Source organism: Escherichia sp. 93.0816, from assembly GCF_013368855.2.
Classification (GTDB): domain Bacteria; phylum Pseudomonadota; class Gammaproteobacteria; order Enterobacterales; family Enterobacteriaceae; genus Escherichia; species Escherichia ruysiae.
Genome location: NZ_JABWNC020000025.1, coordinates 38,901 through 57,551, shown reverse-complemented (window position 1 = coordinate 57,551; position 18,651 = coordinate 38,901). Strand labels below are relative to the sequence as shown.

Annotated in this window: 16 protein-coding genes and 1 tRNA gene; 2 read left to right on the top strand and 15 right to left on the bottom strand. The window is 48.6% G+C overall.

Going from position 1 to position 18,651, the window contains the following annotated elements:
- Nucleotides 1-240 (top strand): hypothetical protein (locus HEM79_RS22505; protein ID WP_207105871.1); only part of this gene is annotated, 240 nt, incomplete at its 5' end.
- Nucleotides 241-255: 15 nt separating this feature from the next.
- On the opposite strand, the gene HEM79_RS19540 is transcribed toward HEM79_RS22505, so the two are convergent.
- Nucleotides 256-363, bottom strand: a complete 108-nt coding sequence (locus tag HEM79_RS19540) for a type I toxin-antitoxin system toxin Ldr family protein (RefSeq protein ID WP_176241942.1) — start codon at nucleotides 361-363, stop codon at nucleotides 256-258.
- Nucleotides 364-838: 475 nt separating this feature from the next.
- Here HEM79_RS19540 and HEM79_RS19535 point away from each other — a divergent pair, with 475 nt between their 5' ends.
- Complete coding sequence (locus tag HEM79_RS19535) at nucleotides 839-2,110, top strand: aromatic amino acid transport family protein (protein ID WP_176241938.1); 1,272 nt, start codon at nucleotides 839-841, stop codon at nucleotides 2,108-2,110.
- A gap of 29 nt (nucleotides 2,111-2,139) precedes the next feature.
- Here the strand turns inward: HEM79_RS19535 and dppF are convergent, their stop codons facing one another.
- The 14 genes from dppF to HEM79_RS19465 form a co-directional block, all read right to left on the bottom strand.
- On the bottom strand, nucleotides 2,140-3,144 hold the full coding sequence (dppF, locus tag HEM79_RS19530) for a dipeptide ABC transporter ATP-binding subunit DppF (protein WP_176241937.1): 1,005 nt from the start codon (nucleotides 3,142-3,144) through the stop codon (nucleotides 2,140-2,142).
- A complete protein-coding gene (dppD, locus tag HEM79_RS19525) occupies nucleotides 3,141-4,124 on the bottom strand; it encodes a dipeptide ABC transporter ATP-binding protein (RefSeq protein WP_001196445.1) in 984 nt (327 codons plus the stop codon). The genes dppF and dppD overlap by 4 nt, the downstream gene beginning before the upstream one ends.
- 10 nt (nucleotides 4,125-4,134) lie before the next feature.
- On the bottom strand, nucleotides 4,135-5,037 hold the full coding sequence (gene dppC, locus HEM79_RS19520) for a dipeptide ABC transporter permease DppC (RefSeq protein WP_130258811.1): 903 nt from the start codon (nucleotides 5,035-5,037) through the stop codon (nucleotides 4,135-4,137).
- Nucleotides 5,038-5,046: 9 nt separating this feature from the next.
- Nucleotides 5,047-6,066 (bottom strand): dipeptide ABC transporter permease DppB, encoded by a 1,020-nt coding sequence (dppB, locus tag HEM79_RS19515; RefSeq protein WP_000938857.1) that lies wholly within the window; start codon nucleotides 6,064-6,066, stop codon nucleotides 5,047-5,049.
- A gap of 150 nt (nucleotides 6,067-6,216) precedes the next feature.
- Nucleotides 6,217-7,824 (bottom strand): dipeptide ABC transporter substrate-binding protein DppA, encoded by a 1,608-nt coding sequence (gene dppA / locus HEM79_RS19510; RefSeq protein WP_001222876.1) that lies wholly within the window; start codon nucleotides 7,822-7,824, stop codon nucleotides 6,217-6,219.
- 740 nt (nucleotides 7,825-8,564) lie between these two features.
- Nucleotides 8,565-8,641, bottom strand: a tRNA-Pro gene (locus HEM79_RS19505).
- Nucleotides 8,642-8,732: 91 nt separating this feature from the next.
- Nucleotides 8,733-10,424 (bottom strand): kdo(2)-lipid A phosphoethanolamine 7''-transferase, encoded by a 1,692-nt coding sequence (gene eptB, locus HEM79_RS19500; protein ID WP_176241936.1) that lies wholly within the window; start codon nucleotides 10,422-10,424, stop codon nucleotides 8,733-8,735.
- 263 nt (nucleotides 10,425-10,687) lie between these two features.
- The gene (gene lpfE / locus HEM79_RS19495) at nucleotides 10,688-11,218 is read right to left on the bottom strand and encodes a long polar fimbrial protein LpfE (protein ID WP_176241935.1); all 531 of its coding nucleotides are present in this window, start codon (nucleotides 11,216-11,218) and stop codon (nucleotides 10,688-10,690) included.
- Between the two features lie 5 nt (nucleotides 11,219-11,223).
- Complete coding sequence (locus tag HEM79_RS19490; RefSeq protein ID WP_176241934.1) at nucleotides 11,224-12,279, bottom strand: fimbrial protein; 1,056 nt, start codon at nucleotides 12,277-12,279, stop codon at nucleotides 11,224-11,226.
- 15 nt (nucleotides 12,280-12,294) lie between these two features.
- Nucleotides 12,295-14,868, bottom strand: coding sequence for an outer membrane usher protein LpfC (gene lpfC, locus HEM79_RS19485; RefSeq protein WP_176241933.1), 2,574 nt, complete (start codon nucleotides 14,866-14,868; stop codon nucleotides 12,295-12,297).
- 23 nt (nucleotides 14,869-14,891) lie between these two features.
- Nucleotides 14,892-15,578 carry a long polar fimbrial biogenesis chaperone LpfB gene (gene lpfB / locus HEM79_RS19480; RefSeq protein ID WP_176241941.1) on the bottom strand — a complete coding sequence of 229 codons (687 nt, stop codon included), beginning with the start codon at nucleotides 15,576-15,578 and terminating at the stop codon, nucleotides 14,892-14,894.
- A 68-nt stretch (nucleotides 15,579-15,646) separates the two neighbouring features.
- Entirely contained in the window at nucleotides 15,647-16,171 is a 525-nt protein-coding gene (lpfA, locus tag HEM79_RS19475; RefSeq protein ID WP_176241932.1) for a long polar fimbrial major subunit LpfA, read from the bottom strand.
- Nucleotides 16,172-16,488: 317 nt separating this feature from the next.
- The gene (locus HEM79_RS19470; protein ID WP_176241931.1) at nucleotides 16,489-17,691 is read right to left on the bottom strand and encodes an L-lactate MFS transporter; all 1,203 of its coding nucleotides are present in this window, start codon (nucleotides 17,689-17,691) and stop codon (nucleotides 16,489-16,491) included.
- Nucleotides 17,692-17,919: 228 nt separating this feature from the next.
- Nucleotides 17,920-18,618 (bottom strand): autotransporter outer membrane beta-barrel domain-containing protein, encoded by a 699-nt coding sequence (locus HEM79_RS19465; protein WP_016160033.1) that lies wholly within the window; start codon nucleotides 18,616-18,618, stop codon nucleotides 17,920-17,922.
- Between the last annotated feature and the right edge of the window lie 33 nt (nucleotides 18,619-18,651).

The following is an 18,651-nucleotide window of genomic DNA, read 5'->3' as shown; positions in this document are numbered from 1 at the left end:
CCAGCAACCAATGCCACCAGGGATAAAGCCCCCGCAACATTGCGCCTCACCGGAATCTTCCGGCTTGCCGCTGATTCTACGACTGTTTTTCCGCTTCGAAATCCATCACTTCTTCACTCTGTGCTGCGCGTTCCGCACAATATTACCGGCTTGCAGCCGTTGCATTTTTCTTACGAAAAAGGCCGCAGAGTTTCCCCCTGCGGCCTGGTCCGGGCGCAAATTGCCATTACGGCAGCCTGACGCCCGCATGGCACGTTACTTCCGCTTATTCAGCCAGCTCACGATCAGGCTGGCGAGAATGCCAGCAATGACCGGAGCCGCTAAATCGTGCCAGAAGGCCACGCCTAACTGCGCGAGCGTCATATAGCCGCCTGTGTTGTAATGACAACGTTTCGCGGCTATTCTTGAGTTGTTCAGGTTCAAGAATGGCCCCCGTGATGTTGTCAGGTGCATACCTGCAACGTGCGGGGGTTTTCTCTCTCCAGCAACCAATGCCACCAGGGATAAAGCCCCCGCAACATTGCGCCTCACCGGAACCCTTCCGGCTTGCCGCTGATTTTACGATTGCTTTTTACTGTCAGCACCCGGCAATCTTCCTCATTGCGTGATGCCTTCCAGCTTAATTTCTTTATTTGCAATAGTTGCAGTTCATATCCGAGCTGACTCCAGACTGGTAGTGAAATGCGCAATTTTGTAGAATTGCGCCTCCTCGCGACCTCCCCAGTGAATCTGTTGCCTCATTTTTTACATACTGCGTATTCGACTTCTCCACCTGTTGCGCAAGAGAAACTGGGTTTATTCATTTTTGCGAGGCCGACTTCTTTCTGGACAGGACTTTATGCAGCACAACACACTACCGAAACACGATCAGAAATTGCCGTTTACACGCTACGACTTCGGCTGGGTTTTATTATGCATAGGCATGGCGATTGGTGCCGGAACCGTGCTGATGCCAGTACAAATTGGCTTGAAGGGAATTTGGGTATTTATTACCGCAGCGATCATTGCTTATCCTGCCACCTGGGTAGTGCAGGACATTTATTTAAAAACCCTTTCTGAAAGCGATTCCTGTAATGACTACACCGATATTATCAGTCATTACCTGGGGAAGAACTGGGGAATATTTCTCGGCGTTATCTACTTTTTGATGATTATCCACGGGATTTTTATCTATTCCCTCTCCGTAGTTTTCGACAGCGCCTCGTACCTGAAAACCTTCGGTTTAACCGATGCCGATCTTTCTCAATCTCTATTTTATAAAGTCGCCATTTTCGCCGTACTGGTGGCGATTGCGTCTGGTGGTGAACGATTACTGTTTAAGATTTCTGGGCCAATGGTGGTGGTCAAAGTAGGGATTATTGTCGTGTTCGGTTTTGCGATGATCCCGCACTGGAATTTCGCCAATATAACCGCGTTCCCACAAGCCTCCGTCTTCTTCCGCGACGTTCTGCTTACTATTCCTTTTTGCTTCTTTTCTGCGGTATTTATTCAGGTGCTTAACCCGATGAATATTGCCTATCGTAAACGGGAAGCGGATAAAGTACTGGCAACTCGGCTCGCGCTGCGTACCCACCGGATTAGTTATATCACGCTCATCGCGGTGATCCTGTTTTTTGCCTTTTCGTTTACCTTCTCAATTAGCCACGAAGAAGCCGTTTCTGCCTTTGAACAAAATATCTCGGCACTGGCACTGGCGGCGCAGGTGATCCCTGGGCATATCATTCATATCACCTCTACTGTGCTGAATATCTTTGCCGTACTGACCGCATTCTTTGGCATTTACCTCGGTTTCCACGAGGCCATTAAAGGCATTATTCTCAATCTGTTAAGCCGAATTATTGATACCAAGAAAATTAACTCACGCGTGCTGACTCTGGCGATCTGCGCTTTTATCGTCATTACGTTGACGATTTGGGTTTCGTTTCGCGTATCGGTGCTGGTGTTCTTTCAGATGGGAAGTCCGTTGTATGGCATTGTGTCGTGCCTCATTCCGTTTTTCCTGATCTATAAAGTCGCACAACTGGAAAAACTTCGCGGATTTAAAGCCTGGCTGATTCTGCTGTACGGCATTTTGCTATGCTTGTCGCCACTGTTGAAGCTGATTGAGTAAACCGGAGCGCATGGCCCCGGTTTTGTGAGTTAACGCTGCGGATTTTCATCCTGATCAACAGCAAAACAAGCGACCAGTTGACCGCCGTAGTCTTTTAGCTGCGGCTGCAACTGGGTGCAGGGGCCGAAGCGTCGACGGCAGCGGGCGTTGAAGGCGCACCCCGGCGGTGGATTCAGCGGGCTTGGCAGTTCACCGGTAAGCTTAATGCGCTCGCGGCGGTCGTCCGGATTCAGGCGTGGCGTCGCGGAGAGCAGCGCCTGGGTGTACGGATGGCGCGGGTTATTGAAGATTTGGTCCTTCGTCCCCTTCTCCACGCAGCGCCCCAGGTACATCACCATCACTTCATCAGCGATGTGCTCCACCACCGACAGGTCGTGCGAGATGAATACATAAGACAGCCCCAACTCCTGCTGCAAATCCATCATCAGGTTGAGCACCTGCGCACGCACCGAGACGTCCAGCGCGGAAACCGGCTCATCGGCAATCACCACGTCCGGGTCGAGCATCAGACCACGGGCGATGGCGATACGCTGGCGTTGACCGCCGGAAAACATGTGCGGATAGCGGTCGTAGTGCTCGGTTTTCAGGCCGACTTTCGCCATCATCGACAGGGCTTTTTCCCGGCGCTGTTCTTTGCTTAAACTGGTGTTGATCAGTAGCGGCTCTTCAAGAATTTGCCCGACTTTCTTACGCGGATTCAGCGAACCGTAGGGGTTCTGGAAGACGATCTGGATTTTCTGCCGACGCAGCTTCTGCGCCTGCGGATCGTGCTTGAGCAGATCCTGCCCCTGGTAATACAGCTCACCGCCGGTGGGCGTTTCAATCATCGTCAGCAGCCGACCAAGCGTCGATTTACCGCAGCCGGATTCCCCTACCACCGCCAGCGTTTTGCCGCGTTCAAGGGTAAATGAAACGCCATCCAGCGCCTTCACCAGACGTTCCGGTGCAAACATGCCTTTCTTCACCGGATAATGTTTTTTCAGGTCAATTGCCTGCAACAATGGCTGTTGCGAGGTGGCCTCATGCGTACTCATAGTGTGGGCCTCCCGGCATCATCAAGTGGGTAATGGCATTTGGACTGACGCCCGTCAGCGAGCATATTCAGCGCCGGTTCTTCGGCGCGGCATTTGTCCGTCGCGTAGGGGCAGCGCGGATTAAGCAGGCAGCCGTTCGGGCGGTCGTACTTGCCGGGAACGACGCCAGGCAACGACGCCAGACGTTCTTTGTCCTGAGCAAATTCCGGCAGCGCACGCAGCAATGCCTGAGTATACGGATGACGCGGCGCACGGAAGATGGCGTGAGCATCGCCCGTTTCCACCACCTGACCTGCATACATCACGATGATTTTATGTGCCGCTTCCGCCACCAGCGCCAGGTCATGGGTGATCAACACCAGCGCCATGTTTTCTTTCTGCTGTAGCTCCAGCAGCAGTTCGATGATTTGCGCCTGAATGGTCACGTCCAGCGCGGTGGTCGGTTCATCCGCAATCAGCAGTTTTGGCCGACAGGCAATTGCCATCGCGATCATTACACGCTGGCTCATGCCGCCGGAAAGCTGATGCGGGTAAACATCCAGACGCGACGCCGGATCGGGAATGCCGACCTGATTCAGCAGGTCAATTGCCCGCTGACGGCGGGTACTTTTGTTACCGCCCTGATGCACCTTAATCGCTTCCATAATCTGGAAACCCACGGTGTAGCACGGGTTGAGACTGGTCATCGGGTCCTGGAAGATCATCGCTACTTCGGCACCCACCAGATTGCGGCGCTCTTTTTCCGAGATACGCTGCAAATCCTGGCCGTTAAATTCCAGCTTTTCCGCCATCACGCGACCCGGATAATCAATCAGCCCCATAATCGCCAGTGAACTGACCGATTTACCCGAACCGGATTCCCCCACAATCCCGACCACTTCGCCCTGTTTCACGCTGTAGCTGATGCGGTCTACGGCGCGGAATGGTGCGCTTTCGTCACCGAAATGCACCGATAATTTATCTATATTTAATAACGCCATCTCGAACCTCTTACTGCTTCAGTTTGGGATCGAGCGCGTCACGCAGACCGTCACCCATCAGGTTAAATGCCAGCACCGTCAGCAGGATCGCCAGACCAGGGAAGGTCACGACCCACCAGGCGCTTTGCGCGAACTGCAACACGTCAGAGAGCATGGTGCCCCACTCCGGCGTTGGCGGTTGCGCCCCCATGCCGAGGAAACCAAGAGCAGCCATATCGAGAATGGCGTTAGAGAAACCGAGCGACGCCTGGACAATCAGCGGCGCAAGGCAGTTGGGAAGAATATTGATAAACATCTGCCGCAGCGCCCCGGCTCCCGCCACGCGGGAAGCTGTCACGTAGTCGCGGTTCACCTCCACCAGCACGGCGGCGCGAGTTAAGCGGACATAGTGCGGCAAGGCAACGAAGGTCAGCGCCAGCGCGGCGTTACCAATCGACGGGCCGAAGATAGCCACCAGCACCAGCGCCAGCAGCAGGCTTGGCAGCGCCAGCATGATATCGACCACGCGCATGATGATGTTATCGACCAGGCCGCCGAAGTAGCCGGCGATCAGGCCGAGAATAACGCCCATAATCAGCGATAACACCACCACCAGACAGCCGACCAACAGCGACAAGCGTGCGCCGTACATCAGGCGCGACATCACATCACGACCGACGTCATCAGTGCCCAGCAAGTGCGCCATGCTGCCGCCTTCCTGCCAGGCTGGCGGGGCGAGCAGCGCATCGCGGAACTGTTCCGCCGGGTTATAGGGTGCAATCCAGTTGGCAAAGATCGCGATAAACAGCACGATGACGACATAAACCAGTCCGACGACCGCGCCTTTGTTACGTTTAAAATAGTGCCAGAACTCCTGTAAAGGGGTCATCGGTACCGGTGCGCTAATTACTTTATTTTCAGTAACCTGTGACATGATATCCCCTTACTTCTTATGACGAATACGCGGGTTCACCACGCCGTACAGCAGATCAACCAGCAGGTTGACGAGGATAATCATCGTCGCCACCAGCAATACGCCGCCCTGCACCACCGGATAATCGCGGCGTTGCAGCGCGTCAATCAACCAGCGCCCCAGACCGGGCCACGAGAAGATGGTTTCGGTCAGAATCGCCCCCGCCAGCAGCGTCCCGACCTGTAGGCCAATAACGGTTACCACCGGCAGCATGGCGTTACGCAACGCATGGACGATAATCACCCGCATCCGGGTCAATCCCTTGGCACGCGCGGTGCGGATGTAATCCTCGCCCAGCACTTCCAGCATCGAGGAGCGCGTCATACGAACGATAACCGCCAGCGGAATTGTGCCCAGCACCATCGCAGGTAAGATCATATGCGCGACGGCGTCGATAAAGTTGCCGTCTTCACCCCAGATGGCGGTGTCGATCAACATAAAACCGGTTAACGGATTGGAATCATCAAGGAACACCATGTCGCTCACGCGACCGGAGACCGGCGTCAGGTTCCAGTGCACCGAAACCAGCATGATCAGCATCATGCCCCACCAGAAGATTGGCATTGAGTAACCGGTCAGTGCCAGACCAACCGCCGTGTGATCGAAAATGGAACCGCGTTTAACCGCTGCCAGTACACCGACCGGAATGCCAACTGCCGTAGCAAAAATCATCGCGCAGACACCAAGTTCCAGCGTTGCCTGGAAGCGCGGCACGAACTCTTCCCAAACCGGGATGCGGCTTTTCATCGAAATGCCTAAATCGCCGTGCATAACGCCCCAAATATAATGGAGGTACTGCTGCCACATCGGTTTATCTAAACCGAGTTCAGCCAGCAATTGCGCGTGACGCTCTGGGGAGATCCCACGTTCGCCCGCCATGATCATCACCGGATCGCCCGGGATCATGTGGACAAAGGCAAAGGTGAGAAGGGTAATACCGATAAACGTGGGGATGACGAGTCCCAAACGTCGGAGAATAAACTGCAACATAACCCGGATTCTCTATAGTGACCCGCAGCCTGGAACTGCGTGTCTGTATTGCTCACAAATCAATTCCCGCCCTTGTCTGACAGGGAATGAAGTATTGCTGCCGGATGGCGCTGTGCGCAGAGGCACAGCACCACCGGGTATGGCTTTTAATTATTCGATAGAGACGTTTTCGAAGTGATGTTTGCCTAATGGATCAACCACATAGCCTTTAACTTCTTTGCGTACCGGTTCAAACACGGTGGAGTGAGCGATGATCAGTGCCGGAGCCTGATCGTGCATCACGACCTGTGCTTGTTTGTACAGTTCAACACGCTTGTTGTGGTCGTCGGTGGCACGCGCCGGTTGAATCAGATCTTCAAACGGTTTGTAGCACCATTTTGAGTAGTTGGAACCTTGTTCAGAGGCGGCGCAACTGAAGAGGGTGGCGAAGAAGTTATCCGGATCCCCGTTATCGCCAGTCCAGCCCATCATTACCGTCTGGTGCTCGCCATCTTTCGCACGCTTGAGGTACTCGCCCCATTCGTAAGTGACGATTTTGGCCTGTACGCCCACTTTCGCCCAGTCCGCCTGAATCATCTCCGCCATGCGGCGAGCATTCGGGTTATACGGACGCTGTACTGGCATCGCCCACAGGTCGATAGAGAAACCTTTTTCCAGACCGGCTTCTTTCAGCAACGCTTTCGCTTTTTCAGGATCATAGGTGTAATCCTGAACGTCGTCGTTATAGCCCCACATGGTTGGCGGGATCAGGTTTTTCGCTGCTACGCCCGCGCCCTGATAAACCGCTTTGATGATCGCGTCTTTGTTCACCGCGTAGGTCAGAGCCTGGCGAACTTTCACATCATCCAGTGGTTTTTTCTGCACGTTATACGAGAGATAACCGACGTTCAGCCCCGGCATCTCCATCAGGTTGATGGATTTATCCTGCTTCATGCGGGCAATATCTGCCGGGTTCGGGTACGGCATCACCTGGCATTCGTTCTTCTGCAATTTAGCGTAACGCACGGAAGCGTCAGGAGTAATAGAGAAGACCAGCGTATCGATCTGCGGTTTGGTGCCCCAGTAGCCATCAAACGCTTTGTAGCGAATACGGGAATCTTTCTGGTACTGCTGTAACTGGAACGGGCCTGTGCCGATGGGGTTGAGGTCCAGTTTTTCCGGCGTACCGGCTTTCATCATCGCGTCAGCATATTCTTTTGACAGAATAGAGGCGAAGTCCATTGCCAGGTCAGCGAGGAACGGCGCTTCCGGGCGAGTCAGCACGAACTGAACGGTGTTATCGTCCACCTTTTTCACTTCGCTGATCAGCTCCGGTAAGCCCATGCCTTCGAAGTATTCGTAGCTGCCGCCAGAAACTTTATGGTACGGGTTTTGCGCGTTTTTCTGACGATCGAACGAGAACACCACGTCATCGGCGTTCAGTTCGCGCGTCGGTTTGAATTCTTTGTTGTCGTGCCACTTCACACCTTTACGCAGATGGAAGGTATAGGTTTTACCGTCTTCGCTGACTTCCCACTTTTCAGCAAGGCCCGGGATCACTTCGGTGGTGCCGATTTTAAATTCAACCAGGCGGTTATAAAGCGGTACGGAAGAGGCATCATAGGTGGTGCCGGAGGTAAACAGCTGCGGGTTAAACCCTTCTGGCGAACCTTCTGAGCAATAAACCAGAGTTTTAGCCTGAACACTTGCTGCGACGGTCATAGCCACCAGGCTGAGACCAAGCTTCAGCATCCCTGACTTTTTCAAGGAAATACGCATTATTCTGCTCCAATTGTGATGTTTGTTGTTTTAACCCTTTGCAGTGGGTTGTCGCTGCCTGACCTTTTTTGTTTTTTGCCCGGTCGGGTCAACGTTATGAGGTGGGGATGCCGTACTAATTAACATCAGTGTAACAGTGCGGATCCTCCATAAAATGCCCCTCGTGACCTACAATCTGTCAACAGAATGTGAAAACGTCAATACAGCCAACCGGGATTTACACCAACGGTGAGAATCCACAAACAAAGATTAAAAAAAGTTTGGACCTCTATTTGCAGCAGAGAAATTTGTGCTACTCCAACATAACCAGAACAATCAGCTTAATATTTCGCAACAATTGGTGATTAAGTTTTATGCTTTTAATGAAAAAAATCTGAGGAAAAGGTGGATATCTGAGCGATTAATACCATGAACGCTAAAACGCACAGCAGAAAATGCCAGCGCCAGCCATAAGTAACGCAAAAAAAGATTTAAGCAAATATAAAAAAAGACAATGGATTCTGTCACAAATCCGTTAATGGATAGTGAGATGTGGGGCGCAAATTTAGCAGGGAAATGTGTGGTGTGGGGGGATAAGGCCTTCACGCCGCATCCGACAATGGGCCGGCACATTTGCCTGATGCGACGCTGGCGCGTCTTATCAGGCCTACGTCGAGTCGAACCTCACTGCCCCCGGAGGTTCTCATCCTCTTCAGACCGCAGAAAGCAAAAAACCAGCCCGTAGGCTGGTTTTTCTAAATTGGTCGGTGATAGAGGATTCGAACCTCCGACCCCTTCGTCCCGAACGAAGTGCGCTACCAGGCTGCGCCAATCACCGAATGCGGGGCGCATCTTACTGCGCAGATACGCCCTCGTCAATCCCTTAATAGCAAAATGCCTTTTGATCGGCGAGAAAGTCAGCAGGCCGCTTAGTTAGCCGCAACAGCCTTCGCCTGTGGGATGTGGCACCAGTTGTTATTTTCGTTAATTCCACCATCCGGTGAAGTATAGCCAAGACAGCCCATGATGGTGTCGTACAGCTCTACGTGACGGCGCGGCACTTTCATATCGGCTTCTTTTTTCAACTGCGCGAATGCCTGCGCATTGGTCGGATTTTCCAGATATTTATCTGACATCCAGACCATCATCGGCACGCGGAACTGCTCCGGTGGTGCATATTCGCGTGGTGTACCATGCAAGTGCTCACGCTCGTTAATTGACTCACCGTGGTCCGCTGCATAGAAAATAATGGCCTTCTTATCGCGGAATTTGTCGATCACTGTATCGATAAAATGATCTACGTAGGTGATGGAGTTATCGTATGAGTTAATCATCGGCGCTCTTGGACATTTGCGATCAATTGCATAACACTCTGGCTTCCACTGGGCAAACTCACGTGGATAACGCTGAGTATAGTTGTAATGTGACCCTTTGGTATGCAGCACAATCAGATGCTTACCTTCTGGTTTTTTCTCCAGAGAACGTTCAATTTCATTAACCAGCAACATGTCGTCTACCGCTTTCCCACGGTTACGTGGCTCAGCCGCGATTTGCTCACGGTAGGCAATGTTGTCAGCCATGGTATTGCTGTAGAACCACATCTCGCTCTGCATGGCGTACAAATCAGAGCTAAACCCCAACTGCTTGAGAACCGCAAATACGTTCTGCTCTTTGAGCGTACGTTGAGGGTTATCTTCCGTTCCACCTTCACGCACAAACATACAGCGTAGTGATAATTTAGTCGCGGTATCGCAAGAATAACCACGGTACATCACCAGATTTTTCTCTTTCGCCAGCTTCGGCGTGGTATCACGCTCGTAACCCAGCATCCCCATATGATCCCAACGCGTGGTTTCACCAATAATGAAAATCACATAGGTGTCGTCGAGATTTTGCGTCGGGGTATAGGTGAATTTTTTCGCCGGGTTCATCAGCGAACGATTGTCTGAAGATTCATCCACTTGCGCCCAGGCATACAGCCCCAACGCAGAAAGCCAGTTCGAGGGTAAATAGGAGTTCGCCAACACCCCGCCATAACTAGGCATATCCACCCCAGCCATGCGATCGGCACGCTTTTGCGCTACATCCATCAGACGTATTGGCCCCCATACCAGCAAGCCCGCTAACAGCACAGTAAGCGCGCTACGCCAGCGTGTTTTCGGGGTACAAAGCTGACGCCAGAAGGTGTCTTGTGAGCGGTTCATCCAGATAAATAGCAACGGGATAATACTCACCAGTACAACCCATGCGATAAGCGTCCAGCCAACCACTTCTTTCGACAGGTCAATGTCGGTGGTCATCACCGAAGCGACAATCCCGTAGCCAATCATGACATTCATAAATGTCATGTAGTAGCTGGCTCCGGCAGAAATCAGCACCAGCAATGAAGCCAGTACTTTCCAGGCCGTTCTGCCAAAGAGTGAAATTAAGCGTAAAAAGAAGAAGGTTGCCAGAACCGTCCCTGCCAGTTCGATAACCGCCGAAACGCCATTAAGAAAAGTGAAGTTATGCGCGTAACCGTCAAACCGACGGAAATAGACTGCGCAATTCATAAACAAACCAATATAGGCAGCGAGCAAAAAGCTTAGCTTTTGCTGCGTTATCGTTTTGATGTATCTCATGCAAACAAACCCTGGGATAAAGGGGAAAAAATATCCAGCACTCCGTTTTTGCAGTAGGAGTATCAGGAAAAAATGCAGGAGTAGTGAAAGCTATCTTCTGCTCATGTCGTTAAGTAGACCACAGAGAGAAGGAAAAGTGGCAATGAAGTGAGTTTTAGCTACAGATATTTACAAAAAGCAAGTCAGAATGCAGACCAATAATTAACTGTTCTTGTAAAAAAGAGGAGTAATCTCCTCTTTTTCTGCCAAAAGTCCGAAACTGGTTATTCATACTCCACGGAGAAATTGACCATGGCGTTTGCATGTCCAGACGTTGCATTGGCGTTTACAACGACATAGCTCGCTTTGTAGTTAAGTTGGGTTGTTGTACCATTTATTGGCCACTCTATCGCCGTTCCACCAGCGACTTTCGGAATCTGTTTTGTGCCCTTTCCGTCAACAATTTGCAGGGCTATTCCCGTTGCGCCTCCGGCATCCAGAGCAAAAAGAGAGTTATCATTGGTGTCAGGAAGGCCGTCCATTGTTACTTTAGCTTTTGATATTCCGTCACAATCTTTTAATTCGATTATGAAGTTTTTTTCGTTTAAAACTCTTCCGACCGTGACTGGCTTCATCAACATCATTTTCCCCATGTTAACTTCTAAATCAGCGGCTTCAAACTCACACCCTTTGGCCACGACTGAAAGAGAAAACGTCAGTTTTCCTGCTTCACCGAGGCTTATTTTGGCTTCAGCACCGGGAAAATATGCCAGAGCTAAAAAGGGTAACAGGCAACGTATACTATTTCTCCACATGATGACTAATCCATATCCAGAAAGATTGTTGCAACCCCACTATATTGCCCTGCCGCTGGAGCATTTCCGGTCGTGCTGATTGGTGCTGCTTTCAGTTTAATTGTTGCATCGCGATGTTGTTGGGAATCGATCGGACCGAGGTTTAAGTTAACACTACTGTTGGTATCGTTAGGCTTTAAGACATTGCCGTTTGGATCCATAACCAACACACCAATGTCTGGGTTACCCATATCGATGGCACGCTCGTCAGCCTGACTTGTGTTTCCTTCAATCCTTAGAGATACCTGAATGCCATTGGTAATATTTTCACAATCGAACTGGAGGTTAATCTCTTTTTCAGTTCCTCCAACTGGAATGGTTCCTTTTTTATTTTTAAACGCCGAAGATGGATACTCGCCGAAGGGGACATCCAATACCGTACCGGCGTCAATTTTACAGCCTTGTGTAAATGTCAATTTTCCTGCAATACTGACCGTAGAAAGTGGATCCCTGTATGTATTTTTTTTCTTTGAGGCATACATTGTTGCAATAAGTGTGTAGGGAATTTCCACCTCGCCCTGGACAGGCTTTGCTATATAAAATGACAGATAGCCATTACTGCCAAATTGCCCCAGATTATTGCCTTTACAGTCTTGAGAAGCATTATTTAAATTGGGAACCTGCGCATTGGCCTCCGGAACGCGGAACAACACGCTTGGACCTTGAATCATGGTCATCACTTCCAGTTCGGGTGTCAACTGGTAGTATTGCTCACTATCTATTTTTCGTGTTTTAGTCGGTAATCCACTCTCAACTTTAACATATGTGTCTTTTTCAGTTTTATAGGTATCAGGGCATTCACAAATAAAGCTAAAGGGTTGCCCAACCCCATTCCATGAATAAATAAGTTTTAATTCTGTACCTGCAGTATTTTTACTGGAATCTGCTATTTTAATATCAAAATTTACTGGGTAGTCATGTACCCCAGATGTAGATGTACAGGGTCCCCAATCTGCAGCCATAACATTATTGGCCGTAAACAATATGCTCCAGACAATAAATAGCTTTAATATTTTTATCATGTTATACCTCCTTGTTTATTGACAATTTGCTGTCACGGAAATAATACCGGAAATTTTTTCCTCAACCGGTAGTTCATATTTCGCAACGCATTGTTGTGAAGTATCTTTACCCCATACGATCTTCACATTCCCTGTTTTAGGCATCCCACTGATATATAACTGCCCATCTTCACCAACAATACCGCTAATCTGTTCAGTTGTATCTGAAACCAGCGTTGCAGTTGCACCAAAGGGGACGCTCACTCCATTTTGCCGAATTAATGTCATAAGAACTCGATAACCCACACGGGTATCGAAATGCGCCCGTACAACAGCTCCTCGAGTTGGCACAACTGTCTGGAATGCGCTGTTCATATCAACACTGTCATTCAACGTTTCACTGCGAATGGACACATCATTTTCACGGTAGATACTCAAATAAGGAACTACCGCATTACCTTGCCAGTCAACACTCACACCACTATTATTTAGTACTTTCGCTCCCCGGGCACCTGGTGCTGAAACTATAGCAATTGTTTCACCCAAAGGTTGGGAAAGCGTGATCCCTTCACTGTGTGCTACAATGCCCCCACGCAGGCTGTAGTTAGTCTGCTGGTAGTCTTTACCATAACTGTAACCCACACTGATATTACCGGCGCTGCCCTGGTACGCCAAACTGGCATTTCCACTATTACCAACGCCATTACTGGAATACCCTTCCTGAACGTTATAGCTAAGATTGCGATCTTCTAACAGAGTGCCATTGACGCCAAGCTGTTGTGTCGTACGGCCATCCTGATCGGTTGTCACGCGGTAGTTGCTCCATGCCCGACCAAACGGAATAGAAATATTAAATGACCATAACTGGTCGTTTTCATCCCATTCAGGGCTTTTATTCCAACTGTAAGCAATACTGTAATTAACACGCCCAATACGACCATTATACCCGGTTGCCAAAGAAAGGCGCTTACCGTCGTCATTCCAGTAATCCTGCTGGGTCATATTGAAATAAACCGACCCATAGGTGCCCAATTGCTGTGTCAAATTACCCTGAATTTCACTACGCTTATGGTAACGGCCGTAATCGCTGTCAGCACCGCTACGCACATCTGTTGCTTCCTGGAAGGTATAAAAACCACTGGTAGAATACTTGTAACCCAATAAACGGAAATCTGTGCCGCTGGCAAAGCTTTTTGAATAAAGAAAGCGGTACGATTGTCCCTGATCGGTTTCATTATTATTTAATGTGCTTTTTGCCTGAGTAATATCAACCGATATTGCACCAATAGAGCCAAAGTTTTTTCCCAACCCCAGAGCAAATGCATTGTAATCCTTAGAAATTAATGCACCACCATAGGTGGTCATACCAAACGGTAAACCATACATCGCATTAAACTGACCAAAGCGTGGGTTGGCGCTATCGTAATTACCAGCACGGTATTCACCAGCGGAAAGGCTGTATTTGAGATGCCCTTCACGCTGGAAAATAGCTACTGAAGAGAATGGCTGAATAAATCTCTGTTCACTACCATCAGCTTCTTTAACAATTACGGTTAAATCACCGCTGTTCGCTGTGGGGTATAAATCGTTAATTTCAAACGCACCTGGCTGAACAAATGCCCGATAAATCACGTAACCATTTTGTTCAATACTGACTTCCGCGTTACTTTTCGCTATCCCTCGTACTACCGGAGCAAAACCACGTTGGCTGTCTGGCAGCATTTCTTCATCAGAGGCCAGTAATGCTCCACGCATCTGCACACTGTCAAAAATATCTGAAGGTGTGGCTGTATCACCCAATGTCAGTTGCGCTTTCAGCGGAACAATGGCCCGTGTTACATAGGTGCCAATATTGTCCCACTGCTTCTCACCATTGCTATAGCTCCAGTTACTGTAATTTCGTAGACGCCATGCTCCAAGGTTAAGTCCGCTACGCATACTGAGGTAGTAGCTATCACTCGTCTGACTCGTTTCGTTTTTATCCTGATGATTACCCTCTTCATCGACGTAGCGATTATAGCTTTTTATATCATGAGAACTATTGCTACCGCTGAAGCTGTAATCAAGCAGTAAAGCGGGTACGCCATCATCCCAGAGAGATTCAGGTACAGTGCCGCGAGCTACCTGCTGCATTGCCGCCTGAGGGAAACTCATTACCAGTTTCTGTTCACTAAAATCAAAATGACTGGTCGCTTGAGGGATAATTTCGTCAAACGCCACGCAGGCTTCTGCTGGTTCGAGATTAAGAGCCGAGAAGCTGTCTACACGAACGCCCATATCAGCCAGTTGTGTCCGGCTTAAACAAGGTATGAGAAATTCTCCCATCTCCTTTCGTTGGGATTCCGTTGCCGCTTTAAACTCCAGAGTTCGCGTTTCCATTTTTTGTTCATTGACGATTAAAGAAACGCGGTATGTACCAGGCAATTGCGCACTACGATCAGTTTCGTACATGGAAAGGTCAACATGCTGGTTGATTCCTGCGGTATCTTCCAGAAAGCGTGGATTAAACTTTCCGGCAGCCGCAGAAAAAGAGCCTGCAACCGTGAGCGCTAATACAGAAAAAGAAAAGGGCAGAGATGTGTAAGTGCGCGAGACGACCTTCCATGACATTAAGTTGGTTCTCCTGAAAACTATTAATTAATTTTGCGAATCAGATAATCACCTGAAGAGCCAAAATCATTAATTGTGTTATATTTTATTTGCGAAGCATTGCTCATGCCTGTCGGCAAATTGATATTCAACGCCCCTTTTGCTGGCACCATCCCGGATTTTTCAATTTCGTGTCCGTCAATAAACACATCACTGAAAGTGATATTAAAAACAGTTGGATTGTCAACTTTTATCTGTTTACCATTTCGCGTAAAACGTAGTTCACCTGGCGCGGATTTAATATCCCCTTTCAGTCCCGCTGGGCGATAAAAGAGTTTAATGCGAGTACGAACTGCAATCTGCAATACATTCTTCCCTTCACTTTCTTCATTTTGAGAAGGAATCGCTTTAACGTTTACCCAGTAAACAGATTCACGATCCTGAGGTAAGGAAGGGGTTATATTTACAATACGTAATATATTATTTTTTTCTGGTTCAAGTTTGAATAGCGGTGGTGTAATAATAAAAGGTGTTTTTTTACTACCCGTTGCATCATCAACCCAGGACTGAATAAGAAATTCTTCTGACTTATTTTTGTTCTGTACTGTTAGCGATGCTTCTTTCTTATTGCCGTCATAAATCACCCGAGTAGAACTAAGCCCAACTCCACTTGCCAGCACAGACTGCGAAATTAACGCAAGAAGAGTTAACGCAATGAAATTTTTTTTCATCATTCTATCCATGAACGTTTGACTACAAATGGCGGAAAACGCGCCTCCGCCATTTGTAAAACTGACGATTATTCGTAAGACAGATTGAAATCAACCTGAGCATTACCATAACCAGTAGTTACAGCAGCTAAGGTAGAAACGTAGTTTGCGGTGAAATAAAGAACTGTCTGGCCTTTTTTCAGGTCAGTGCTGGCTTCACCACTATTCATCGCAACCAGGGTATTGCTGTTATCATAAATACCGATACCTACGCCTTTCGCCGCACCTGCTTCGGTGCTAACAGAGATAAGTTCAGGTTTATCGGTATCACCAACGCCACTAAAGCTGACTTTCGCCTTTTTCATAGTGGTGATATCACAATCTTCCAGCTTGATTTCAAAAGGTTTTGATGGTGATTTATCACCAACTGCAGCAAATACAGATTTTTGCACCTGGCCCAGTACAACTTCCTGATTCTGAGAATCAACTGACAGTACGCAAGCTGCATCGACGATCTCACCTGTAAATTTCACAGTGCCATCACCGGAATCCGCTGCAAATACGGAACCAGAAGTTAACGCCAGTGCGGACAAGGCAAAAACAACCTTTTTCATGAATAACTCCATTTATATAGATAAATATGCTTAATGTTGTTCACACAACGGGGCGCAGATTATACAAATGGCACTAAAAAATAAAATTATTTTTACTAAATATTATTTTTTGAAATAAAAGAAAATATACATCAACTTCAACAAGTTATAAAAAACAACATCATTAGTAAAATACACTTTCGGAAAATATTCATATTAATTTTTTATATAAATAGAACAATACATCCATAATAAGAATGTATTGTTCTATTTATATACTGAAATATGAAAAGGGAGAAACTCACGTCCCTCCCCTTTCATTTTCTTACAATGCTTTTTTAGATGTGGGCCTCACACAACACTTTCTGCCCTGGCTGGCGAATGGTCGTAGAAAGTGCCAGAGACAGAATCAGCAGGGCGAAAATCACGTAGAAGGTCACATAGAAACCACCAAACAGTGAGGCAATAATCGAGCCGCAAATACTACCAATACCGAAACCGAGGTAAATTACACCGTAGTTTTTCGCCAGATTATTAAGTCCAAAGAACTCGCTGACCAGTGACGGGAACACCGTGATTGTACCGCCGAAGTTAAAGGCCACGCAGGCAATCGCTGCGAAGAACGTTAACGCATTGAGTGGAGCAAACAGCAGTGCCGCCATGCCCACCAGCGAAACTACCTGTCCAATGGTGATGACCCGAATACGGGCGATTTTGTCAGACAGAATACCCAGAACCAGACGACCAGAAAGGTTAGCAATAGAAATAACCGTCACTGCGTTGGCTGCGGAAATTGCATCAAGATGTGCCAGACTCTGGGCGATATCTTTCGCCACCCCAATTACATACAGACCGCTCATGCAGGCAGTCAGGAACATCACCGCTAACATCCAGTATTGTGGTTTTCGCATCGACTCTGCCAGAGTGAAATCATTTTCCACCACACCATTATGGGTTTTGACTTCCTGTTTCGGCGCATCTTTCATTAAGGTCGCACCAAAAACAATCATCACCAGCGCAATCGCCCCCCAAATTATAAAGGTTTTTTCCAGACCGACCGTTTCCAGCAGTTGCGTGTCGATAAATTTGAACCCCAGGCTACCCAGGCCATAGGAACCAATGGCGAATGCGGAGATCAAACCTTTACGTTCCGGGAACCACTTCACGCAGTTAGAGAGCGTCAGCAAGTAACCCGCGCCATCTGCCAGACCGACCAGCACACCGGCACTCAGCCACAGCATCATCAGGTTGTTGGAATGCGCGGTCAGGAAGAAGCCTAATCCCAGCAAAATACCAGAAGCCATAGTGACGCGTTTAACGCCAAAACGTTCCTGTAATTTTCCCGCGACAGAAGAAGAAATTGCCAGTCCCAGACTCAACAGGCCAAAAGAAAATGCCACCTGGCTTACCGGTGCATCCAGTTTGGCGGAAAGTGCACCGTTAAACAGGCTCCAGGTATAAACCGACCCCAGGGCAAACTGGGTAATAATAGTACCGATAAGCGTCAGCCAGCGCGTACGTTGATAGTTGGAAGGTGTCATGGCAGTGTTCCTGCATTAATAAAAAGGAAAGGTCTCTGCCAACAACCATATCGAAGTGCACTTTATGCCAGGGGAAAAACGGCATGAAATGCCATCAGAACGGAATGAAATGCCTTAGTTCAGGAATGAATGACGTGACAGATATTCACCGCAATAATAATTATGTCAGTTAGTACCCACTATCAGCACAATGATTGTTATACGCGGCCTTGAATTGTAAATGACAAGTTAAAATCTGGCGCTAACGCCCATGCTATACAAATAATCATTATTATTGTTGCTGTTTTCTGCCTGAGATAACGCGGCATAAGCGGCAATATGTGGGTTAAGCAACATATCGGCTCCCACCGTCACATCAAGCCAGTTGCCGTTCTGATTTGTCGCCGTCATGCGGCTCAGGCCTGATTGAGCCTTCCAGATATTCTCGCCAAATTGCTGGTTATAGCTGATTTGCGCCCAGGGACGAAAATCACCAAGCCGGGAATCAACACGCCAGCCTAATGTACTGACGCTGGCATGCCATAACGGATCGGTCAATGTTGCAGTGCTGTCGCCAAACTCGTTATACATCGAATTGGTCGTACCATCATAATGCAATGCGGCGACTGGGCCTGTTGTAACATGTTCATATAAAGGGAAATTCCAGCCCATACTCATACTGCTGGTCACATCCACAGGCGTATCCTCCGCCAGATTGACTTCCAGTCCCAGCGCCCTTTGGCTACTTTGAATACGTTGCGACAAAATATCATTGTAATCAGGTTGGTGATCGCTATCCCAGGTATAACGCTCCGTAGTATGCCCAGGCTGCGTATCAACGATATATTCTTGTTGCCAGGCATAAGCTGTGTTGAGAAAAAGAGAACTGGTTACAACGCTCGCCAGCAAACTTAACGTCCAGTGGCCACCGCATTTTTTTATGATCATTAACACGACTCCAGGAAAGAGCCGAATTCGGCG

Bases quoted from the DNA above. Each gene is read 5' to 3' on its own strand.
- HEM79_RS19540 (WP_176241942.1), bottom strand. From the start codon at position 363: ATGACGCTCGCGCAGTTAGGCGTGGCCTTCTGGCACGATTTAGCGGCT.
- HEM79_RS19535 (WP_176241938.1), top strand. From the start codon at position 839: ATGCAGCACAACACACTACCGAAACACGATCAGAAATTGCCGTTTACA.
- dppF (WP_176241937.1), bottom strand. From the start codon at position 3,144: ATGAGTACGCATGAGGCCACCTCGCAACAGCCATTGTTGCAGGCAATT.
- dppD (WP_001196445.1), bottom strand. From the start codon at position 4,124: ATGGCGTTATTAAATATAGATAAATTATCGGTGCATTTCGGTGACGAA.
- dppC (WP_130258811.1), bottom strand. From the start codon at position 5,037: ATGTCACAGGTTACTGAAAATAAAGTAATTAGCGCACCGGTACCGATG.
- dppB (WP_000938857.1), bottom strand. From the start codon at position 6,066: ATGTTGCAGTTTATTCTCCGACGTTTGGGACTCGTCATCCCCACGTTT.
- dppA (WP_001222876.1), bottom strand. From the start codon at position 7,824: ATGCGTATTTCCTTGAAAAAGTCAGGGATGCTGAAGCTTGGTCTCAGC.
- eptB (WP_176241936.1), bottom strand. From the start codon at position 10,424: ATGAGATACATCAAAACGATAACGCAGCAAAAGCTAAGCTTTTTGCTC.
- lpfE (WP_176241935.1), bottom strand. From the start codon at position 11,218: ATGTGGAGAAATAGTATACGTTGCCTGTTACCCTTTTTAGCTCTGGCA.
- HEM79_RS19490 (WP_176241934.1), bottom strand. From the start codon at position 12,279: ATGATAAAAATATTAAAGCTATTTATTGTCTGGAGCATATTGTTTACG.
- lpfC (WP_176241933.1), bottom strand. From the start codon at position 14,868: ATGTCATGGAAGGTCGTCTCGCGCACTTACACATCTCTGCCCTTTTCT.
- lpfB (WP_176241941.1), bottom strand. From the start codon at position 15,578: ATGAAAAAAAATTTCATTGCGTTAACTCTTCTTGCGTTAATTTCGCAG.
- lpfA (WP_176241932.1), bottom strand. From the start codon at position 16,171: ATGAAAAAGGTTGTTTTTGCCTTGTCCGCACTGGCGTTAACTTCTGGT.
- HEM79_RS19470 (WP_176241931.1), bottom strand. From the start codon at position 17,691: ATGACACCTTCCAACTATCAACGTACGCGCTGGCTGACGCTTATCGGT.
- HEM79_RS19465 (WP_016160033.1), bottom strand. From the start codon at position 18,618: ATGATCATAAAAAAATGCGGTGGCCACTGGACGTTAAGTTTGCTGGCG.